Here is a 19366-nt window from a genome sequence, read left to right on the forward strand (position 1 = left end):
CTAACAACATATAAAGAGGGGAACATTTCGGGCTAAAGGGCCGCCAACTGGGGCACACCCACCAATTTTTCGCTGAGATCCCAAAGCAGTTTGGCCTTGGCATCGTCCGCCGCCTCGTCAGAGACTTCTTGGTTAAAGGGCTTGGCATTCTTGCGTTGCCGGTTGCCCCAGCTCCAGTAGAATCCCGACCGACGAAACTCGGGATCGGCCACCACTTGGGCCACCCGCTCTCCGGCCAATTCCTGAGAAACAAATCCGCCCGTGATGTTTTTTTGAAACCAGGGGAAAAGTTTTTGAAACAGGGGATAGTGATGGCGGAACAGAGCCGTGGTGGCTACACACCCCGGATAGAGAGAGAGGAACGTGATGCCAGTGCTCTCATGGAAGCGGCGGTGCAGCTCGCGCATGGTGAGGATATTGCAGACTTTGCTGTCTTTGTAGGCTTTCACCGGATCGAATTTGCCGCCATCGGCCATGCTGATGGGATCCTTAAAGCCCTGGGCAAACCCCCGCAGATCCCCCAGGTGGGGTTGGGGTGGGATCTTACCCCCCAGCTCCTTGGGATTGTGGGTAACCGTGCCCAAGATCACCAGCCGCCGATCCGGATAGGTAGAGCGTTTCAGATCCTCCAACATCAAGTGGCAGAGCAAGAAATGCCCCAGATGGTTGGTGGCCATGGTCAGCTCATATCCTTCCGGGCTGCGCAGGGGCTGCTTGAGCAGGGGCATGTAGATGGCGGCATTGCAGACCAAGGCATCCAAGGAACGGCCCCAGTTGCGGAACTGCTCGACAAACCGCCGCACGCTGGCCAAGCTGGCCAGATCGATCTGCATCAGGGTATAGCTGCCCTGGGGGATCCCCACTTGTTGGGCCACCCGGTAGGCTTTGTCCAGATCCCGACAGGCCATCACCACGTGCCAGCCGCGCTTGGCCAAGGCCAAAGCTGAGTATAGGCCAACACCCGAGGAAGCTCCGGTAATCACGACGGTGGGTTGCTCTTGTCCTTGCATATCCAACTCCTGTGCCATTTCCTTCCCAAAGCGGGATCCCTACAGGATCCATCTTGGGGGGGAAAGCGGATCGGACAACAAATTGATAAGGTTTGCGACAGTCTTCCGAAACAGTGGCTTCATTTTTGGACACACTGCCCCCGCTGGCAGGGGATCCCTTACACCAAGGCCAGTTGGCGGGCTGGAGTGTTGTAAAAGTCGGAGAGCAAAGCAAACAGCTCCCGATCCTCGGCAGGTTGGGGCACGATCCCTTCCGGACGGGCCAGCAGCTCATCGGCGATGTTCAGGTAGTACTGGCAGACAGGCTCCAGGCTGGGATCGGTTTCCGCCATCTCGAAGAGGGTTTTGCCCTTGACCCGCGAGACGCGAATATCTTCAATGAGGGGAAGCACCTCGATAACGGGCATGGGAACTGCCGAGACGTATTTGTCAATCAGATCCCGCTTACTGGTGCGATTGCCGATCAGCCCGGCCAACCGCAGCTTGCGGGTTTTGGCCTTTTCTCGCACCGAGGCAGCAATCCGATTGGCGGCAAACAGGGCATCAAAGCCGTTGTCGGTTACGATCAGGCAGTAGTCGGCGTAGTTGAGGGGAGCCGCAAAACCGCCGCACACCACATCCCCCAGCACATCGAAGAGGATGACATCGTACTCATCGAAGGCGTTCAGCTCCTTCAGGAGTTTGACGGTTTCCCCCACCACATAGCCGCCACAGCCGGCCCCTGCCGGGGGCCCACCCGCTTCCACGCAGTCCACGCCGCCGTAGCCGCGGTAGATCACATCTTCTGGGTAGATGTCTTCGTGGTGATAGCCCTTGGCTTCCAGGGTGTCGATGATGGTGGGGATGAGAAAGCCGGTCAGGGTGAAGGTGCTGTCGTGCTTGGGATCACAGCCAATCTGCAAGACCTTTTTGCCCCGCCTGGCCAAGGCCACCGAGATGTTGCAACTGGTGGTGGATTTGCCGATCCCACCTTTTCCGTAAACCGCCAATTTCACAGCGCGTTCCTCCATGGGGCAGACAAGGGACATTATCGGCAGCCAACCCGCCCCCTGAGAACTGTTGCGAAGGATAAAGGTGGATCCCTCAAAAAGCTAGAAGTTCCCAGATCTTGCAAATGCTCCTAAGAAAGTTCCCAGGGCTTCTCAAGTCGATTTTTGATGTTTTTCCCGATTTTAGTTTTAGATATACTTTCATCAGTGATCAAAAGAAAACAATTCCAGATGACAATTCACCCAAATCGGGAAGGATTCAGCTATGCCATGGCGCTGATCCCGTCCTCTTGGCTTGGCGCTGAGGCAGGTCTGGGCTGAGAAAGAATCAAGAATGGTCTCAATTCTGGGGGGAAGGTGGGGGGAACCCTTCGCTCTCAGGGATCGAAGGCAAACGTAACTCGCACCGCTCCTGCAGAATCCACCTCGATCCTGCGCAGGAATTCCCGCAGGTAGGCACGCCGTTCGGTCTCGCTGAGGTCTTGCCAGAAGGGCGGGATGGAGAGGGTTTGGATGGTCTGGGTGAGGTTGGCGGGGGGGAGTTGCTCCAGCTTTTGGGCCAAGCGGGCCGTCTCTGCTCGCAACTGGTAGCGACGCTGGGCCAGAGAGGCTTCGTCCATCAGTCCAGATTGCTGTAGCTCTTCCAATTGCCGCAGCCGCTCGGTATTGGCCTGGATTTGGGCTTGCAGCTCTTGGCGGGCTTGAGTGAGGGCTTGTCGATCCAGTTGCTGGGCGCGTTGGGGCAGTTGTTCGCACACCTGCCGGATCACCTCTTGCAGGACTTCGGTGTAGGGGAGGCTGTAGCGACAGGTTTGGCAGCGCAGATAGAGGTAGAGGGATCCGTTCTTTTTCGCCTTGCGAGGGGTGGTTTGCACAATGCGCAGAAGGCTGCCGCAAGAACAGCAATGAACCAGGCCGGCCAAAGCGCGGGGGGCGCTGGCGCTGCGACGCGGGATCCCTTGGTTGCGTTTGAGCCAGCGATCGATCTGGGCGGCTTCCGTGCGGCTGAGAAGGGCCGGGTGAGTGTCCCGCAGGGTGGTGCCGTCGGCATAGGCCAGATCCCCGCGGTATACCGGGTTGAGCAGCCAGTTGCGTCCGGTAGCCACAGAAATCCGCTTGTGGTGTTTTTCCTCCAAGAAGCGCACCGCCTGCCGCAGGGATCCGTAGAGGAGAAAGTGCTGGAAAAAATCCTGAACGATGCTGGCCTGCCGGCGATCCAGCACGTAGCGTTCCCCTTCGCGGCGGTAGCCAAAGGGGGCAGGGCCAGGGGGGGGTTTGCCCGCCAGGCGGTTTTGGGCTTGGCTGCAGCAGAGGCGGCGGCTTTGCAACTGATGGGGGATCTCGGCCAGCAGCGGGATCCAATCGGCAGCCTCGGTGGGGGTTTGCAGACCGGATTCGGTGACCAAGCTGAGGCGGATCCCGGAGTGTTGGAGTTGCAGCAGCCGCTCGTGGATTTCATCCGCCCGATCCCCCAGATCCGCCAGGCGCAAGAGCAGCACTTCCTGCACCCAGCCGGCTGTGATGCGTCGGAACAGCTCCTCCAAATGAGTTCGGGATCCCCAATCGTGCAGGATGGGATCGGCCCCTCGCAACTTGAGCCAGGCCAACTCCTGTTCCGGCAAAGGAGCATGGGAAGGCGTGTAGAGGTAGCCGCAAACGCTCATGGACAAGCCATTCAACTATTGTCACCGCCGCTGCGCCAGAACGGAATCAAGCACCTGGCGAATGTTGCCCTGGGCCTGTTGCAAGTGCTGACGGGCCTCTTGAGCAGAGCACCCCATCAAGGCCACAAGGATCGCGGTTTTCACCTCTCCATCACAAGCCTGCAGCAATTGGGCAGCCGCGGCGGGATCCAGATCGCAGGCCAAAGCCACTATTCGCTCCGCCCGTTGCTTGAGCTTGGCATTGCTGGCCTGGAGATCCACCATTAGGTTGCCATAGGTCTTGCCCAAGCGGATCATCACTCCAGTGGAGATCGTGTTCAACACCAGCTTTTGGGCTGTGCCGGCTTTCATGCGGGTGGATCCGAGGATCACCTCCGGCCCCACCAAAGGGGCAATGGCAATGTCCACCTGCTCGGTTAGCGGGGAAGGGTGATTGCAGGCCAGGCCAATCGTGAGCGCCCCCATGCTCCTAGCGGCTTGGATCCCACCCAGCACATAGGGGGTACGACCGCTGGCGGCAATTCCCACAACACTATCTTGAGCTTGGAGGTGAAGACCCTCCAGCGCGCGGGCAGCCGCTTCTGCGTCGTCCTCTGCACCCTCTACCGCCTGGGTCAGGGCTTTTTCCCCCCCGGCGATCAAAGCCACCACCTGTGCGGGGGAAGTGCCAAAAGTGGGTGGGCACTCAGCCGCATCCAGTACCCCCAGGCGACCTGAGGTTCCTGCCCCGATATAGATCAGCCGCCCGCCGCGACTCATCCGCTGGGCAATGGCATCGATGGCTTGGGCAATCGGCTCCGCCTGAGCAGCCACCGCTTCCGGCACCCGCCGATCCTCAGCGTTGATCCGTTTCACCAGTTCCCAGGTGCTGAGACGGTCGATCTCGGCTGTAGCCGGGTTGGGGCTTTCGGTCAGGGATCCGGGATCCCAAGCCAATTGTGGAGAATCCATAGCAGTGCTTGCTTAGGGGAGAGGGATCCGCCTTCAGGGATCCTACACTTTGTCTTCTCGGATTCTATCGGTGGCAGGGGGCTCTCCTGAGGGAGCAGTGGAGGGAAAAACTGCGCCAACAGCACCACAACAAGGGCAAGGAGCACCAAGCCGGCCCCCTTCGCCAACGTCCATTCAACCAAAACCTCTGCCAGCGGAAACGCAGCGCGGCCATTCTCCAAAGATGCCCCCATCACAAGCGGCGACCAGCCCAAATACGCCTCAGTCGGCAGCCCAACCGGTGAATTGACGAAGGCGAGCGCCGCCCAGTGGCGGTACTCTAGAAGGTGTTCTAAGGACTCCGTCCCGCTACTGCGATGAGTAAGTCCATGCAAGCGATGGCAAGGACTCCGTCCCGCTACCGCGACCAGCCTGCCCTGCGCATCTTGATCGTGCGCCATGGTGAGAGCACCTTTAACCTGGAAAATCGCATCCAAGGCCGCTCCGATCTCTCCCGGCTCACCCCCACTGGAGAAGTGCAGGCGCAGCGTGTAGCCGAGGCCCTGGCCGGGATCCCGTTGGATTGCGCCTATTGCAGCCCCCTGTCTCGCGCCCTCGATACCGCTCGCGTCATTTTGAAAGACCGAGAAGGGATCCCTCTGCACGTTACCGATCAACTGCGGGAGATCGACCTGACGGCCTGGGAAGGGCTGACCTTTGCCGAGGTGCAGGAGAAATACCCCGAGGATTACCACCTGTGGCGGCACCATCCCGACACCCTGGAGCTAGAGGGCCGCTTTCCGGTGCGGGATCTCTGGCAGCAGGCGCAGGGGTTTTGGGAAATGCTGGCTTTCCATCTGCAATCGGCTTCGGGCCCCTGGAACCATGGAGCGGATCCCTCCCAGAGACAGACCCTCAATATCCTCATCGTGGGCCACAGCGGCATCAATCGCGCCCTGGTCAGCACCGCCATCGGCCTGGGGCCACACCACTATCACCGCCTTGGGCAGGATAACTGCGCCATCAGCGTTCTCAATTTTCCCGAGGGCCTGCAGGGGCCGCCACAACTGGAATCTCTGAACATCACCGCTCACCTCGGCCAAGCCCTGCCCAAGCGCAAGCAGGGGATGCGCATCTTGCTGGTGCGGCATGGGGAAACCCAATGGAACCGAGAGCGCCGTTTTCAAGGGCAGCGGGATATCCCCCTCAATGCCACCGGGGAGGAACAGGCAGCCAAGGTGGCAGAATTTTTGGCCACTCAACCTCTGCAACTGGCCTTCTCCAGCCCCCTGAAGCGCCCTTGGGCCACAGCCGATGCCATCTGCAGCAACCACAGCAACCTCATTTTGCGCCCAATGCCCGACTTGCAAGAGATCTGCCACGGCGACTGGGAGGGCAAGCTGCAAAGCGAAGTCGAAGCCGAATACCCCGGCGAGCTGGAGCGCTGGCAACGGGATCCCGCCAGTGTGCAGATGCCCAATGGGGAAAACCTTCACCAGGTGTGGGAGCGCACTCGCTCCGCTTGGCAGGAGCTTTTGGCCATCACCGCAGCCCAGTTTCCTCAGGGCACGGCGGTTGTTGTTGCCCACGATGCCATCAACAAGGCGATCATCTGTCAGTTGTTCGACCTTTCCCCCCAAGCCTTTTGGATCTTCAAGCAGGGGAATGGCGCCATTACGGTGATCGACTATCCAGAAGGCAAGGAGGGTGCCCCGGTTTTGAAGGTGTTGAACCTCACCACCCATCTGTCCGGCCAGATCCTGGACTGCACCACTGCCGGAGCTTTGTGAAGATGGGATCCTCTCCTCTCCGCGAGCTAACAGGACGACTAACAGGACAAAATGTGCATCTCCAGGGAGTGCGCCTGTTGGATCCTTGGCGTCAGCGGGATGAAGTAACCGATGTGTGGTTGCAGGAGGGTCGTCTGCGGGCCACCGAGCCGGCAGGGATCCCTGCCGACATCCCCACCATCGATGGCTCAGGCTGGGTAGTGGGGCCGGGTTTGCTGGATCTGTATGCCCACAGCGGCGAGATGGTTGGCAACGGTCGCGTAAGCGGTGCGGAGCACTTTCTGGCCCACAGTCGGGAAACCCTGACCTCTTTGGCTGCAGCGGCTTTGGCGGGAGGCTTTACCCAGGTGGGGCTTCTGCCCACCCCCCTTCCTGGAACCGGCCTATTTCCGGTGCTGGATCGCCCGGAGCACTTGAACCGCTACCCCCGCCAATTGGGGGATCCCCGCTGGCTGCCCTGGGCTGCCCTGAGCGTGGGTGGCCAGGGAGAAACTCCAACCCCCTGGGGAGAACTGGCGCAAGCGGGAGCAGTTGGCTTTGCAGAGGTTCAGCCACTGCGCTCCTTGGCTTTGGTGCGGCGGGCTCTGGAGTATTTGCGGCTGGAGAATAAACCCCTGCTGCTCTGGGCCTGGGATCCCACCTTGGCCGGGCAAGGTAGCCTCTACGAAGGGATCTGGGCGCTGCGCCTGGGGCTGAAAGGGATCCCTGCCAGTGCTGAAACTGCCGCTCTGGCCCGCCTTCTGGAGATGATCAGGAGCGTTCCTTCCCCCCCGCCCGTGCACATCATGCGCCTGAGCCAAGCCCGCAGCCTGGAGCTGATCCAACAGGCCCAAGCAGAAGGACTGCCGGTTACCGCCAGCACCACTTGGATGCACCTGATCTTGTCCGAAGAGGCCGTCCTTGAGCATCGCTACGATCCCCACCTTCGTCTCCTGCCCCCTCTTCCCAGCGCTGGCAACCGGGAGGCTCTGATCGCCGGGATCCGTTCCGGCAACTTGGGGATCGCTACGGATCACCACCCCTACACCTACGAAGAGAAAACCCTGCCCTTTGCCGATGCTCCGCCGGGGGCGATGGGCCTGGAGCTGGCTCTGCCGCTGCTGTGGCACCATTTGGTAGAAACGGGATCCCTGACGGCGCTGCAACTGTGGTCTGCCCTCAGCCTGTACCCGGCCCGCTGCCTAAACCTAGATCCGCCCACCCTCACCCCCCACAGCGACTGGGTGCTGTTTGATCCCACCCACCCCTGGACGGTTTCTGCGGCCACCCTCCACTCCCGATCGCCAGCGACTCCCTGGCTGGAGAAAACCCTGTGCGGCAAGGTGTTGCACACCCATGTCGAGGGTATCCCATCCCGCAGCTCTGCCCCTTGATCCCGAAGAAGGCCGACAAGACCTGTCCGGAGAAAGAGCCAATTCAAAGAGGGGGATCCCTTCCCGCCAGCAGGACGGGGTCCCGAATTCAAAACTCCCCGGCCAGAGCGGCTACACAACGCTCACACAGCTCTGGATGTTCGGCAAATTCCCCCACACGGGTGGAATAGTTCCAGCAGCGCACGCACTTTTGGCCGTCAGCCGGAAAAACAGAGACCTCCAAGCCTTGACCTGAGGTTTTCTCCAGTTCCACCTGTGAGGTGATGAACAAGTAGCGCAACTCGGCAGCCCGCTCCTGCAAAAGAGCGTATAGGCTGGGATCCGCTACCTTCAGGATTACCTTGGCCTCGGTGGAAGCGCCGATGGGCTTAAAGGACTCCGTCCCGCTAACGCGACCGGTACGGGCTTGCTCCAGAGCCTTGTTCACCTCTTGGCGCACCTCTCGCAGCTGCTCCCAAATGGCCGCCAACTGGGGATCCCGCCAGTGCTCCGGCAGCTTCATCCACCCCCCCTCAAACACCGAACGGGTGGGCTTGGGATAGGGCAGATGGCTCCAAATCTCTTCGGCCAGGTGGGAGAGAACGGGGGCGATGGCCTTGGCCAAGTTCTCCAGCAACAGGGAGAGCACCGTTTGACATTGGCGCCGCCGTAGACTTTGGGCATGGCTAATGTAGAGGCGATCCTTGGCAATATCCAGGTAAAAGTTGGAGAGATCCACCACACAGAAGTTCTGAATCGCCTGGAAAAAGCGGTAGAACTGATAGCTGGCAAAAGATTCGCCGATCTCGGATCCCACCTCGTGCAGGCGGTGCAAAATGTAGCGGTCTAGCTCCGTCAAGGCTTCAAAAGGAACGGCATCCTGAGTTGGATTGAAGTCGTAGAGGTTGCTCAGCAAAAAGCGAGCTGTGTTGCGGATTTTGCGATATACATCCGCCATTTGCCCAAGAATGGTCTTACCCAGCGGCACATCCCCGGAGTAGTCCACACTGGAGACCCACAGGCGCAGCACATCCGCCCCGTAGGCGGGATCCGTCTGGGGATCTTTGCCGCCGTTAATTAACACCAGCGGATCGATGACATTGCCCAGGGACTTGCTCATTTTCTGGCCTTTCTCGTCCAGCACAAACCCATGGGTGAGCACCGCCTTGTAGGGGGCATGGCCGTTGACGGCCACGGAGGTAAGCAAACTGGATTGGAACCAGCCCCGGTGTTGGTCGGAGCCCTCCAAATACAGATCCACCGGGTAGCCCAACCCCTGCGCCTTGGCCACTGCCGCCCAGGAAGAGCCGGAGTCAAACCACACGTCCATGGTGTCCATCCCTTTGCGGTAGGTGCGGCCATTGTGGCGGTACTTCTCCGGCAGCAACTCCTCCACCGGGCGCTTCCACCAGGCGTCGGATCCCTCTTGGGCGAAGATGGCCTTGATGTGGTCGAGGGTCTCGGCGGTGAGCAAGGGCTCGCCGGTTTCTTCGTCGTAAAAGACGGGGATGGGCACACCCCAAGCCCGCTGGCGGGAAATACACCAATCCGAACGCTCCGACACCATAGCGGTGATGCGGTTTTCCCCGATGGCCGGGATCCATTTCACGGTTTTAATGGCCTGCAGGGCCAGCTCCCGGAAGCCAGCTACAGACGCAAACCACTGCTCGGTGGCCCGGAAAATCGTTGGCTCTTTCGTGCGCCAGTCGTAGGGATATTTGTGGTTGTAGGGCTCTTCCTTGAGCAAAGCCCCCGCAGCCTGCAGAGCCTGGATGACAGCAGCATTGCCGCTGGTCTCCGGCTTCTTGGAGAGCACATCCAACCCGACGAACTGGGATCCGGCCTCGGCGGTAAATCTCCCCTGATCGTCCACAGGGCTGAGAATGGGCAGACCATACTTTTGGCCGGTTTTGAAGTCATCTTCCCCATGCCCCGGAGCCGTGTGCACAATGCCGGTGCCGGACTCGGTGGTGACATAGTCCCCCAGCACGCAGAGGCTGGCGCGGTCAAAGAGGGGGTGCCGTCCTTGACTGTATTCCAGGGCGGATCCCGGCAGGGTGGCCTTGATCTCCAGAGGCGTCTCCAGAACCTTCTCCAGCCGCTCCCGCAGATCGGCGGCGATCAACAGCAGGCCGAAGCGGGGAGACTCCACCACTGCATAGGTGAGCTTGGGGTTAAAGCAGAGGGCCAGGTTGGCCGGGATCGTCCAAGGGGTGGTGGTCCAGATGGCTGCCCGCAGGCCCGGCATGAAAGGCTCCAAAACCGGCTGCGCCGCCGGGCTGAGGCTCTGTAGCGGAAAGGCCACGTAGATGCTGGGGGAGATGTGGTTGTCAGGGTACTCCAGCTCCGCTTCCGCCAGAGCCGTCTGGGAGCTGGGGCTCCAGTGGACGGGTTTGAGGCCGCGGTAGATGTAGCCCTTGAGGGCCATTTGTCCAAACACCTCAATCTGTGCGGCTTCGTACTCCGGCGACAGCGTCAGGTAGGGCCGATCCCAGGATCCCCATACCCCCAGGCGCTGAAAACTGGCCCGCTGCACATCAACGTAGTGCAGGGCGTACTCCTTGGCTTTTTGTCGCAGCTGCAGAGGGGTGAGGTTTTCCCGCTCCTGCGGAGTGAGGCTTTGCAACACTTTCAGTTCGATGGGCAGGCCGTGGCAATCCCAGCCGGGCACGTAGCGCACCTTGCGCCCCTGCAGGATGTGGTACTTGTTGACGATATCCTTGAGGATCTTGTTGAGGGTGGTGCCCATGTGGATATCGCCATTGGCGTAGGGCGGTCCATCGTGCAGGACAAAGGGATCCCCAGGATTGTGGTCGGCAAGGCGCTGGTAGATTTGCTCTTCCTGCCAAAAGGCTTGAATGGCGGGTTCTCTCTTGGCGGCCTCTGCCCGCATGGGAAACTGAGTTTGGGGCAGGTTGAGGGTACTTTTGTAGTCCACGGCAACTCGAGCAACCTAAAGGGCGTCTCTCTATCCTACGCTGTCGCCTCATCCTCAGCAGTCCATCCCTCACCCCTCTTGTGGGACAGGGGATCCGAAGCCCACGGTCACCCAGAGCGCCTGGAGCTCTCAAACGGCTCCAACAAACCACCGCATGAACTCCCTGATCGAGAAAACGAGAAAACAAGAAAAGATTTGTGCTAGTCTCAGGGTGTCGTTGAGTAAGGGAGGTTCCTGCGGATGCCAGATAGTAGTAGTTGTAAGGGTCGTCAAGTTGGGTTCAGCCGGCTGTGCGCCGGGGCTGTTCTCTAACGGTCTGAACTTAGATCCTTCAGTCTGCTGAAGAGTCTTCGCGTTCTGGCTCGCTTGGAGTTCCTCCCGGCAGTCAGGTTCCAGTTGAAGGCCCGCTAGACCGCTCTTTCCCTGACCGCCTGTTGTTGCCTTGGGGGTGGGAGAGAGCGGATAGTTTTGCAGATAGCTGTAGCGGGGCTTGGAATGGACGGGCGTGTAAACTACCCGGCTCCGACCGCTAAGCGGTACGGAGCGGGCTTTCAGTAGCCCTGAGCCTGCTCTGCTCTACCAGAGAACAAAACAAGCCCGAACCTCTAGGCTGGTTTACGGCAGCCCCCAAGAGCGCAATCACATTCGCACCATTCAAATCCGCATCCCCTTCCCATCCACAGTGCCCACACTTAAACTTCTTTCCACTGCTGTAGGATTGCGCAGGATCGGGATGGATGTGTAAACACTTGTGACAGGTCTGCGACGTGTAAGCAGGCGGCACAAGAACCAGAGAAACCCCTGCAACCCTCGCCTTGTATTCCAGAAATTGACGTAGTTGGTAGAACGCCCAACTGTTGGCCCTGCGCCGCTCGGCTTTGCTGCGTGGCTGTTGATTGACTCTTTTCCGGATCCCTGTCAGGTCTTCCAGAGCAATAGCGCTGTTGGTAGCTTTTGCCCTAGAGACAATAGCTTTAGAGATGCGATGATTGACCCACACTTGAAAGCGTCTCTCCTTGCCAGACAGCCGTTGCAACAGTTCTCTGCATCTGCGCCGCGAACTGCGTGTGCCCTTACTGGCTTTGCGTTGGAGTACCGCCCTCAACCGGGAGTAGTGGTCGCGGACTCTGTTCAACTGCTGTCCATTCCAGTTGTCCCCCTCTGACGTATGGGCAATATCTGTCCTTCCCAAGTCCACCCCGATCACCTTGTCGGTATCTTGTTGCTTGGGTGGTTTTTTCTCTACGCAAATCTGGATGTAGTAGGAGCCGTCCTTCCGCTGGACTAGGGTGGCCGATTTGGGGTTGGAACCAGCCAGCATCCCACGCTGGTAGTTGCCAATGGCCAGTTCAAAGCGTTCTCTCCCTTCCACCGTGGTCAGCGACACCGTCCAGTCTTTTTGACGGAACGAAAAGATACGGGCGTCGTAGGTAACAAAGCCGCTCTTAAACTCCTTGACGGGACGCTTTTTCTGCTTAGCCACTTTGCGGGAACCCGCTACCCGTCTGCACACCTGTTGGTCGCGTAAGCGGGACGTAGTCCTTGCCAAGTTACTGGACAAGCCAAACCGGGCTCGAATCTCGTAGTAGCAAAGGGATTGGAGTTTGACTGCGTTGACTACTTTTTCTGGTGTGTTTTGGTTGACCCAGTTCAATGCCTGTACAAAAGCCTCCATCGTCGCGTCCAATTTGGCGGCCTGCGACTGGGACACCTTGAGCTTACAGGATATGGTCAGGACTTGGCTCATAAGTTCATTGTACTTCATCAAAGCGCATTCCTCCCGACACCGACCCTACGGGTACAGTGCGGGGCTCCTGCGATTTCTAGCTGAAGATGCCAGTGTTTCTTGAGGTTGGGTCCTTTCAAGACACCTCGACCCAACCTTTCGAGACCCCTCGGGATTGTTCGGTCAATTGCTGGCAGGAGTGGGGCGATCCACCACCGGAGCACCAAGGGAGTCGCCGCTATCGCAACCGCTCAAAAACAGGGCCAGCACCAGAAAGCAAACAAGCTGAGGGGCGCATAGTTTCCCATCTTAACAAGCTCAACTGCCTGTCCAGATTACCCCAGAGCCATTCCTCATCATCCTGAAGATTTCCTAACGGACGGTGGGGATGGCCAGGGATCCCTCCAGAGCCAAGCGATCGCTGACGATAAGACGCCGACTCTCCAGCGTGATGCCGGTTTGGTTAACCAACATCACCGAGATCCACTCAGCACCGGGTTCTTGGGGAGCATCCGCCTGTAGGAAGATCCCTCCGGCCTGTAGGGGTTCGAGAGCAAACGAAGTCACCTCTGGGTAGCCCGCCCCGGCAACAGGTTGTTCGGCAACGGCGCCCAACAACAAAGAGTGGGTGAGAGGCTCTGCCACAATTGCCTGCAGCGAATAGGTGGATCCCGGTTTGACCACCTCCGGCAGGTTCAAGGTGACGGTGGGAGGGGCAGATCCAGAGGTGAGGGTGCTGGCCTCCCGCAGCACTTCTTGGTCAATCAACAGCAGTTGTCCGGGATTGGCTGGATCCGGGCGATAGCGATTGCGCACCAGGGCAGAGGCTTCTACCTGAAAGTCCCCCCGCACCGAGGATTGGGATCCCTCTACTTGGCTGAGAATATCCGCAACAATCTCAGGGCCCACCTGCCGCCAGGAGAGGATCTGGGCCGAATAGGTGAGCTTGGGATGAGAGCTCCACAGCTTGCGGATGGCACCTTCCACCTCTTCCCGGTCCAGCCCATCTCGGTGGCGGAAGTCGGGGCTGTAGCCGGCCATCACCCCTGGCAAATCCCGCCGGTTGGCGGCGGCCACCTGCTGGCTTAGCCACTCCACCAGGGCGGCTGGCGGTGGGCTGGAAACTTGCCGCTGGATCCCACTTTCTAGGGGCATCGGGGCAGCTTGGGCCCAAGCCGAGGGCTCCGTCCGGCTGACGTGACCGGCTGTCAATCCAAGGGGGATGCTCCAGCTCACGGCCAGAGCAAGGGGCCAAAGCAGTTGCGGAAAGTTAGATCGGGATTTCAAGCCATGGGCCTCCAGCCGGCAAATCTGGATCCCAGTCTAGCCTTAGGGCAGTTGGGATCCCAAAGTCCAGACCAGATAAGATCGATTGGAATAAGCTTTGGCTCATAGCGCCTGTTCTCCATGGCTCCCCAGCACTCTCCAGCTTTCTTGGCCCTGGTCAACGAGGCCAAAAGCCGCATCCAAGAACTGACAGTCGAGCAGGTCAGGCAAAAACAACTGCAAGGGGATCCCTTCTATTTTGTGGATGTGCGGGAAGAGTCGGAGTGGCAAGCCGGCCACGCTGCCGGAGCCATCCACTTGAGCAAAGGGATCATTGAGCGAGACATCGAGAGGGTGATCCCCGACAAAGAAGCGGAGATCGTCCTGTACTGCGGCGGCGGGTTTCGTTCGGCGTTGGCAGCCGATAATCTACAGAAAATGGGCTATCGTCGGGTGATCTCGATGGATGGGGGCATGCGGGCTTGGCGAGAAGCGGGCTTTCCTGAGGAGCGCTAAACCCAGGGGCGCTCTTGTTCTGATTGCAGCATTGGAAGCTTCCCTCTCCCCTTGGGACAAGGGCTAGGGGCAAGGGAAAACTTCTAACCTTGTCTAGAATGACAACAGCTTTGCCCTACTCCTGCCATGCTCCAAACCTTACCCCGCCTGGATGTTGCTGCCCGTTTGCAGCAGTTGCGCCAGCTTCTGCGAGAACAAGATCTGGATGGCTTTTGGGTTCCCTCTGCCGATGAGCATCTCAATGAGTATTTGCCGGAACATCGCAAGCGGCGTCAGTGGATCACAGGCTTTACCGGCTCGGTGGGGGATGCCTTGATCACCCGGGACAGGGCTTGGCTGTGGGTAGATCCCCGCTATCACGAACAGGCGGAGCGGGAGGTGGATCCCAATCTATTGACAGTGATCAAAGGAGGTCTGCCGAATCAGCCCAGCCTGATGGAGATTGTGGAAGAGCTGGGATCCGGCTTTCGCCTGGGGGTGGATCCCTTTACGGTGGCGGTGGCCACCTATCGCCAGTTGCAGGCCCATGCCCAAGCGGGAGGGGTGCTCTTGATCCCGGTCATGGAAAACTTGGTGGATAAGCTGGCTCAGGGATCCGCTCCTGTCGCTCCCTTTGACCGGCCCATTGACTCGGTACCCACCCACCTAAGCGGGGCCACCCCTGCAGAAAAGCTGGCCCAAGTCCGGCAGGAGATGCGCCGCAAGCGGGTGGGACTGTTGCCCCTGACCAAATTGGATCAGGTGGCCTGGCTGTTTAACCTGCGGGGATCCGACATCCCCTACAACCCAGTGTTTTGGGCCTATGCTTTGGTCAGCCTAGATAGAGCGGCTCTATTCACAGATCTGGAGCGGCTCAGTCTCCCATCTCGGCAATTTCTGGCAGAAGCCGGGGTGGAACTCTGGCCCTACGAGACCTACAGCCAACAACTGCCCCAATGGGCCAAGAGCTATGCGCCGGTGGGCTTGGATCCCAAGCAGACCACCCAGGGCACTCAAGAGCTGCTGCAGGATGCGAGCTGCCGCGAGCTGGAGCACCCGGTGGAAGCCCTCAAGGCCGTGAAAAACCCCACCGAGCTGGAGCAAATGCGCCGCGCCAACCACAAGGCCAGCCGGGCCAAGATTCGCACCCTGGCCTGGATCGACCGGCAAATCCAACAGGGGATCCCCATCAGCGAAGCCGATGTGGCCGCCATCATGGAGGCCCATTACCGGGAGGAAGGGGAGTGGGTGGGCCTGAGCTTTAACACCATTGCCGGCGCCGGCGCCAACAGCTCCATCATCCACTACAGCACTCCGGATCCCCAGAAGCGCCTGCAACCGGGAGAACTGTTCCTTTTGGACTCCGGATCCCACTACTTGGGGGGCACCACCGACGATACCCGCACCGTTTGGATTGGCCAGGAGCCGGCGGATCCCTTGTGCAAGCGGCGCTATACCGAGGTGCTCAAGGCCCACATTCAATGCGCCCGCCAGATCTTCCCCCCCGACACCTATGGAGTCTCGTTGGATGGGATCGCCCGCTCTACCCTTTGGCAGGTCGGGCTGGATTACGGCCATGGCACCGGCCACGGTGTCGGCGCCTTTTTGAATGTCCACGAGGGGCCCAACGGGATCCACCGCCGCGCCAACACCCCTCTCAAGGTGGGTATGATCAACAGCATCGAGCCGGGCTACTACCAGCCGGGATGGGGTGGGATCCGCCTGGAGAACCTCTACGAGGTGATTGCCATTCCCGAGCCCGAGGGCTGGATGGGCTTTCGCTCCCTAACTTGGATCCCTTTTGATGGGCGCTTAATCGATTGGGAACTGTTGAACGAGGCGCAGCGAGCCTGGCTGGACGAGTATCACCGGCAGGTTTACGTCATGCACTACGCCACCTTGCCAGAACAGGATGCCGCCTGGCTAAAATGCGCCTGCGGACTGAGCTGATGTACTCGCGCAAGCGTTGCGCGGCGATTACAAATCCCCTGGCAAAGAACGCAGGAAGGATCCCCGCAGTTGACCACATGCGGCATTGCCATCCAAGCCACGGGTTTGGCGCACGGTGGCCCGCACTTGGTGCTGTTCGAGCTGGCGGACGAACGCTTTGACTCGTGCCGGGTGGGGGCGTTGATAGTCGGCTCCAGAGATGGGGTTGTAAGGGATCAGGTTCACGTGCAGTTGCACCCCTGACCGGCTGGCCTGCTGCAGCAATTGCGCCAGTTGGCGGGCATGAATGGGCAGATCGTTGACCCCCGACAGCAGGGTATATTCAAAACTGACTCGCCGCCCGGTGCGCAGCATGTAGTCACGGCAATCCTGGATCAGAGCATCCAGAGGGTAGTGGGCTGCCGAGGGGATCAACTGCTGCCGCAGATCTTGATTGGGGGCATGCAAGCTGACGGCCAGGGTAACTTGCAGATCCTGCTGCGCCAGCCAGGCAATTTGCCGGGGTACGCCCACCGTCGAGAGGGTGATGTGCCGTTGGCCGATGCCGATATCTCGATTCAGGCTACGGATGGCTTGCACCACCGTATCGCGGTTGAGCAGAGGTTCCCCCATGCCCATAAAGACCACGTGGCTGACGCGACGGCCAAAATCTTCCTGCACCGTCAACACCTGATCCAAAATCTCGTGCAGCTCTAGGTTGCGTCGGTAGCCCATCTTGCCGGTGGCACAGAAATCGCAGGCCATCGGGCAGCCCACCTGAGAAGAGACACAGACCGTCAGACGCTTGGCCGTTGGGATCCCTACCGTTTCGATCAACTGCCCATCCGCCAACCCCAGCAGAAACTTCACAGTACCATCGCGGGCCTCTGTCCGCTGCACAATGCGCGAGCGTCCCACCGGGTAGCTTTGCACCGCCTCTCGCCAAGCTTTGGGAAACACCGTCACCTGTTCCAGGGAGCGGATCCCTTTTTGATAGATCCAAGCATGCAGTTGTTGCCCGCGATAGGCCGGCTGTCCTTGGGCAACCGCCCAGTCTTTCAGAGCAGACAAGGACTGCCCCAGCAGGGGAATGGGTAGGGCCGACATAAATCCATCTCAAAAGCACAGGAGTCTGGCTCCTTCACTCTAGCCTGTCCCCGTGACCCAATCTCCTTCAGTCCAGTGGAAGTGATAAAATGGGGTGCCGTTGCCGGATGTTGAAGTGCTGGTCGTCATCGACAACTACGACAGCTTCACCTACAACCTGGTGCAGTATCTGGGGGAGTTGGGAGCCCAGCTACAGGTTTTTCGCAATGACCAGCTCTCCGTTGACGACCTGCGCCGCATGCAGCCGCAAGCGGTGGTCATCTCTCCTGGGCCAGGGCGGCCAGAAGATGCCGGGATCTCGCTGGAGTTGATTCGGGAGCTGGGGCCAGAGCTGCCGATCCTGGGCGTTTGTCTGGGGCACCAGTGCATTGGGCAGGTCTACGGTGGTCAGATCGTGCGCGCACCTGAGCTGATGCATGGCAAAACCTCGCTCATTTACCATCGAGGGGTGGGAGTGTTTGAGGGGTTGAGCCAGCCTTTCACGGCCACCCGCTACCACAGCTTGGTGATCGAGCCTTCTACGTGTCCTGACGAGCTGGAGGTGACGGCCCAAACCAGCGATGGGATCATCATGGGGGTACGCCACCGCCGCTATCCCCATGTTCAGGGCGTGCAGTTCCACCCGGAGAGCATCTTGACCGCCGAGGGCAAGCGCTTGTTGAGCAACTTCCTGCGCAGCGCCCAGGCCTTAACTGCTGCTCAGCCCAATGCTTCGCAAGTATCCCAGGAATCTGTTGCCGTTGTTACATCGGGGATCCCCACTCCATGAAGCGTCGCCAGCTTCTGCAAGCCAGCGCCGGGCTGCTGGGATCGATGGCCGTGAACCTGGCCAGAGGGCGCAAAGCGGGCGCTCAGACTGCTCCCGTACACAGTTCGGAAACGCCAACAACCCCAGGGTCTATAGAGTTCACCCCCGGCTCGAGCTTGGAGGGGCTGCAACTGACTTGGCTGCACCACAGTTGTGTTTTGTTCGAGGGGGAAGGCCAACGGTTTCTGGTCAACCCGTTTCGTCCGGTGGGCTGTACGGCTGGCTATCCTGCCCCACGAGTTGCTGCCGATCTGGTGTTGCTCAGCAGCCGCTTGTTGGATGAGGGCGCTTTGGATGTGGTGCCCGGCAACCCAAGGGTGCTGTTTCAGCCGGGGGACTATCTGATCGACGGGATCCGTGTGCAGGGGGTACGCATGCCCCGTGGCCCTCGCTTTGGCGTGAATGTGGGTTGGCGCTGGCGCATGGCCGGGATCGACATCGTGCATTTGGGGGGAGCTGCCTTGCCCATCACGCGAGAACAGTCCATCCTGCTCTCTCGCCCCGACCTGTTGCTGGTGCCGGTGGGGGGTGGGCCGAAAAATTACGATCCTGCTGGGGCCAAGGCGGCCATTGAAGCGCTGCAGCCGAAGTTGGTCATCCCAACGATGTATCGCACCGTCGCCGCCGCCGACTCCCAATGCGATCTGGTGCCTTTACAGGCGTTTTTGAGCTTATTCCCTGCCGCAGCCGTTCAACCTGCTGCCAGCAATCCTCTCATTCTCTCGGCCCAGGCTCTGCCCTCGCGGGGGATGGTCATTCTTGCGTTTGAGGAATAGCAACTATGGGGCGCAAGCTCTGGAGAGTCGTCCTTGGCCTGGGATCCCTGGTGGTGATGGGAGGGTTGGGCCTCTACGGCCACACCTTGCCGGAGGATCCACAAGCTCTGGCCCAAGCCAACCCGCTGCGGCTGCAACTGGCCCTCTGGCTGGGGAAAGACGCCAACGCCGTCGATGGGCGGGGCAAAACGGCCCTGTTTTTTGTGGAGAGCGGTCTCAAGGCCCGCCTTTTGCTCTATTCTGGGGCGGATCCCAATCGACCGGACTATGGGGGAGCCAGCCCCTTACACCAAGCCGCTCGCCTGGGCAACCCTGAGGTTACGAAAGCCCTGCTCCAGGGAGGGGCGGAGGTGAACGCTCGCTTTGGTGCCGGTGGCCTTCCCCTACATTTTGCCGCTTGGTCCGGCAACCCAGAGGTCGTTCGGCTGCTGCTGGAACATGGCTCCGAGATCGACGAGCCGGATGGCTACGGCCTCACCCCCCTGCAAATTGCCCAGGACATGCGGCGCTGGGAAGCTGCGATCCTTTTGTCCCGCTGGCCCCGCTCGGCATCCGCTGACGGGCATATGGATTGATTCCGCTTCTC

Annotated in this window: 15 protein-coding genes; 7 read left to right on the plus strand and 8 right to left on the minus strand. The window is 59.8% G+C overall.

Annotated features, from left to right (window positions below; translation table 11 throughout):
- Positions 1-32: 32 nt before the first annotated feature.
- The 4 genes from ACVWYZ_RS04355 to murQ all read right to left on the minus strand — a co-directional run bounded on the left by ACVWYZ_RS04355 (position 33) and on the right by murQ (position 4614).
- Complete coding sequence (locus ACVWYZ_RS04355; RefSeq protein ID WP_457384748.1) at positions 33-1010, minus strand: protochlorophyllide reductase; 978 nt, start codon at positions 1008-1010, stop codon at positions 33-35.
- Between the two features lie 158 nt (positions 1011-1168).
- Entirely contained in the window at positions 1169-2005 is an 837-nt protein-coding gene (gene bchL / locus ACVWYZ_RS04360; RefSeq protein WP_041437180.1) for a ferredoxin:protochlorophyllide reductase (ATP-dependent) iron-sulfur ATP-binding protein, read from the minus strand.
- Between the two features lie 371 nt (positions 2006-2376).
- Positions 2377-3663: a recombinase family protein gene (locus tag ACVWYZ_RS04365; protein WP_457466262.1), complete on the minus strand. Its 1287-nt coding sequence runs from the start codon at positions 3661-3663 to the stop codon at positions 2377-2379.
- A 21-nt stretch (positions 3664-3684) separates the two neighbouring features.
- On the minus strand, positions 3685-4614 hold the full coding sequence (murQ, locus tag ACVWYZ_RS04370) for an N-acetylmuramic acid 6-phosphate etherase (protein ID WP_457466264.1): 930 nt from the start codon (positions 4612-4614) through the stop codon (positions 3685-3687).
- A gap of 377 nt (positions 4615-4991) precedes the next feature.
- On the opposite strand from murQ, the gene ACVWYZ_RS04375 reads away from it, so the two are divergent.
- Together ACVWYZ_RS04375 and ACVWYZ_RS04380 are read left to right on the plus strand one after the other, a co-directional pair.
- Positions 4992-6383, plus strand: a complete 1392-nt coding sequence (locus ACVWYZ_RS04375) for a histidine phosphatase family protein (RefSeq protein ID WP_457466326.1) — start codon at positions 4992-4994, stop codon at positions 6381-6383.
- A 2-nt stretch (positions 6384-6385) separates the two neighbouring features.
- Positions 6386-7756, plus strand: coding sequence for a dihydroorotase (locus ACVWYZ_RS04380; RefSeq protein ID WP_457466266.1), 1371 nt, complete (start codon positions 6386-6388; stop codon positions 7754-7756).
- 88 nt (positions 7757-7844) lie between these two features.
- On the opposite strand, the gene ileS is transcribed toward ACVWYZ_RS04380, so the two are convergent.
- From ileS to ACVWYZ_RS04395, 3 genes are all read right to left on the minus strand, one after another.
- The gene (ileS, locus tag ACVWYZ_RS04385) at positions 7845-10628 is read right to left on the minus strand and encodes an isoleucine--tRNA ligase (RefSeq protein ID WP_457466328.1); all 2784 of its coding nucleotides are present in this window, start codon (positions 10626-10628) and stop codon (positions 7845-7847) included.
- Between the two features lie 574 nt (positions 10629-11202).
- Positions 11203-12420, minus strand: a complete 1218-nt coding sequence (locus ACVWYZ_RS04390) for an RNA-guided endonuclease InsQ/TnpB family protein (protein WP_457466268.1) — start codon at positions 12418-12420, stop codon at positions 11203-11205.
- A gap of 351 nt (positions 12421-12771) precedes the next feature.
- Positions 12772-13686: a hypothetical protein gene (locus ACVWYZ_RS04395; RefSeq protein ID WP_457466270.1), complete on the minus strand. Its 915-nt coding sequence runs from the start codon at positions 13684-13686 to the stop codon at positions 12772-12774.
- Positions 13687-13806: 120 nt separating this feature from the next.
- On the opposite strand from ACVWYZ_RS04395, the gene ACVWYZ_RS04400 reads away from it, so the two are divergent.
- Positions 13807-14181 carry a rhodanese-like domain-containing protein gene (locus ACVWYZ_RS04400; protein WP_011432658.1) on the plus strand — a complete coding sequence of 125 codons (375 nt, stop codon included), beginning with the start codon at positions 13807-13809 and terminating at the stop codon, positions 14179-14181.
- A 126-nt stretch (positions 14182-14307) separates the two neighbouring features.
- A complete protein-coding gene (locus ACVWYZ_RS04405) occupies positions 14308-16110 on the plus strand; it encodes an aminopeptidase P family protein (protein WP_457466272.1) in 1803 nt (600 codons plus the stop codon).
- 27 nt (positions 16111-16137) lie between these two features.
- Here the strand turns inward: ACVWYZ_RS04405 and rlmN are convergent, their stop codons facing one another.
- Positions 16138-17196 carry a 23S rRNA (adenine(2503)-C(2))-methyltransferase RlmN gene (rlmN, locus tag ACVWYZ_RS04410; protein ID WP_457466275.1) on the minus strand — a complete coding sequence of 353 codons (1059 nt, stop codon included), beginning with the start codon at positions 17194-17196 and terminating at the stop codon, positions 16138-16140.
- Between the two features lie 115 nt (positions 17197-17311).
- Here rlmN and ACVWYZ_RS04415 point away from each other — a divergent pair, with 115 nt between their 5' ends.
- From ACVWYZ_RS04415 to ACVWYZ_RS04425, 3 genes are read left to right on the plus strand one after another with little or no spacing between them, the layout of a single operon-like run.
- On the plus strand, positions 17312-17965 hold the full coding sequence (locus ACVWYZ_RS04415) for an anthranilate synthase component II (protein ID WP_414399232.1): 654 nt from the start codon (positions 17312-17314) through the stop codon (positions 17963-17965).
- Positions 17962-18780 carry an MBL fold metallo-hydrolase gene (locus ACVWYZ_RS04420; RefSeq protein WP_457466277.1) on the plus strand — a complete coding sequence of 273 codons (819 nt, stop codon included), beginning with the start codon at positions 17962-17964 and terminating at the stop codon, positions 18778-18780. The genes ACVWYZ_RS04415 and ACVWYZ_RS04420 overlap by 4 nt, the downstream gene beginning before the upstream one ends.
- A 5-nt stretch (positions 18781-18785) precedes the next feature.
- Complete coding sequence (locus tag ACVWYZ_RS04425) at positions 18786-19355, plus strand: ankyrin repeat domain-containing protein (RefSeq protein WP_414357313.1); 570 nt, start codon at positions 18786-18788, stop codon at positions 19353-19355.
- Positions 19356-19366: the final 11 nt, after the last annotated feature.

The organism is Thermostichus sp. MS-CIW-37 (genome assembly GCF_054060065.1).